2 protein-coding genes are annotated in these 1,974 nt (G+C 72.0%); both read right to left on the bottom strand.

The features are described from left to right. Window positions 1-1,362 (bottom strand): ethanolamine ammonia-lyase subunit EutB (locus AC27KI_RS23655; RefSeq protein WP_487116171.1); only part of this gene is annotated, 1,362 nt, incomplete at its 3' end. 27 nt (window positions 1,363-1,389) lie between these two features. Beyond that, window positions 1,390-1,974, bottom strand: a 585-nt coding sequence (locus tag AC27KI_RS23650) for a DeoR/GlpR family DNA-binding transcription regulator (RefSeq protein ID WP_487116169.1), incomplete at its 5' end; no start/stop codon positions are given.

Genomic DNA, 1,974 nt, shown 5'->3' with positions numbered 1-1,974 from the left:
CGCGGGCCGCTGCTGCGCGGCGGGCAGCAGGCGGCCGGCCCCGTCGGCCAGCTGCATGCGCTGCAGCCAGGCCTCGAACTCGGGTGCGCGCCGCAGGCCCAGCACTTCGCGCAGGTACAGCGCGTCGTGGAACGAGGTGCTCTGGTAGTTGAGCATGATGTCGTCCGCACCCGGAACGCCCATGATGAAGGTCAGGCCCGCCACGCCCAGCAGCGTCATCAGCGTGTCCATGTCGTCCGAATCGGCCTCGGCATGGTTGGTGTAGCAGACGTCGCAGCCCAGCGGCACGCCCAGCAGCTTGCCGCAGAAGTGGTCTTCCAGGCCCGCGCGGATGATCTGCTTGCCGTCGTACAGGTATTCCGGCCCGATGAAGCCGACCACGGTGTTGGTGAGCAGGGGCGAGAACGCGCGCGCCACGCCGTAGGCCCGTGCCTCGCAGGTCTGCTGGTCCACGCCGTGGTGGGCGTCGGCCGACAGGGCACTGCCCTGGCCGGTCTCGAAATACATGACGTTGTCGCCCAGCGTGCCGCGCCGGAGCGACAGGGCCGCCTCGCGCGCCTCATGCAGCAGGGCCAGGTTCACGCCGAAACCGGCGTTGGCCTTTTCGGTGCCGGCGATGGACTGGAACACCAGGTCCACCGGCGCGCCCTGCTCGATCATCTGGATGGTGTGGGTCACGTGCGTGAGCACGCAGGACTGCGTGGGGATCCGCAGCGTGGCAATCACCTCGTCAAGCCGGTGCACCAGGCCTGTCAGGGCCGCGATGCTGTCCGTGGCCGGGTTGATGCCGATCACCGCGTCGCCCGCGCCGTAGAGCAGGCCGTCGATCATCGAGGCGGCGATGCCACGCAGGTCGTCCGTGGGGTGATTGGGCTGCAGCCGCACGGCCAGGTGCCCGGGCAGGCCGAGGGTGTTGCGAAAGCGCGTGGTCACCCGGCACCGGCGCGCGACGGCCACCAGGTCCTGGTTGCGCATGAGCTTGCTCACGGCCGCCGCCATCTCGGGCGTGAGGCCCGGGGCTACCGCGGTCAGCAGGGCGCTGTCCGCGGCCAGCAGCCAGTCGCGCAGCCCCCCGACGGTGAGGTGGGCGATGGGCTCGAAGGCCGCGGCATCGTGCGTGTCGATGATGAGGCGGGTGACCTCGTCGTCCTCGTAGGGCACCAGCGCTTCGCTCAGGAAGCGGTCGAGCGGCACATCGGCCAGGCACATGCGCGCGGCCATGCGTTCCACCGCCGTGCCCGCCGCGATGCCCGCCAGCACGTCGCCCGACCGGGCCGGCGTGGCCTTGGCCATCACGTCGCCCAGGTCGCGGAACTGCCAGCGCTGTCCGCCGGCGGTGTGGTGGTAGCGGCTGGCGGGCATGGGGCGTCGGGGGCCTTTCGTGGACGGTCAGGCGACGATGACGTGGCTGCCGGCCGCCTGCAGCGCCGACAGGCCGGGCAGCGCGCGCGAGCCCGCATCGGTCACGATGGTATCGATCTCGGGCAGGCCTGCATACACCACGCGGCTGGCCTGGCCGATCTTGCTGTGGTCGGCCAGCACGATGAGCCGCTGCGCCTGCGCCGCCATGGCGCGGGCGATGGCCGCCTCGTGGTGGTCGAAGCTGGTGGCCCCGTGCAGGCAGTGGATGCCCACGGGCGAAAGCAGCGCCACGTCGGCGCGGTAGCGGTGGATCTCGGCCACCGTGATGTCGCCGTGCGTGGCCCGCACCCCGGGGTCGGTGCGGCCGCCCAGCAGGATGACGTCGTTGCGCGCCGGGCGGCCGGCGTCGGCCCCGGCCAGCTGGAGCGCGGCGTTCAGGCTGTTGGTCACCACCGTCATCCCCGACAGGGACGACAGCTCCGCCGCCAGAAGGGTGGTGGTGCTGCCGGCATCGAGGAACAGCGTCTGCCCGGGTTGCAGCTGCCGCAGCGCGGCGCGGGCGATGGCGCGCTTTTTCGCGCTCGCGCACCGCCTGGCGCACGGCCAGCGGGG

This window comes from Acidovorax sp. KPB24-03 (assembly GCF_057546605.1).
Note: the sequence above shows the minus strand (reverse complement) of the source record. Positions and strands in the feature narration are given on the sequence as shown.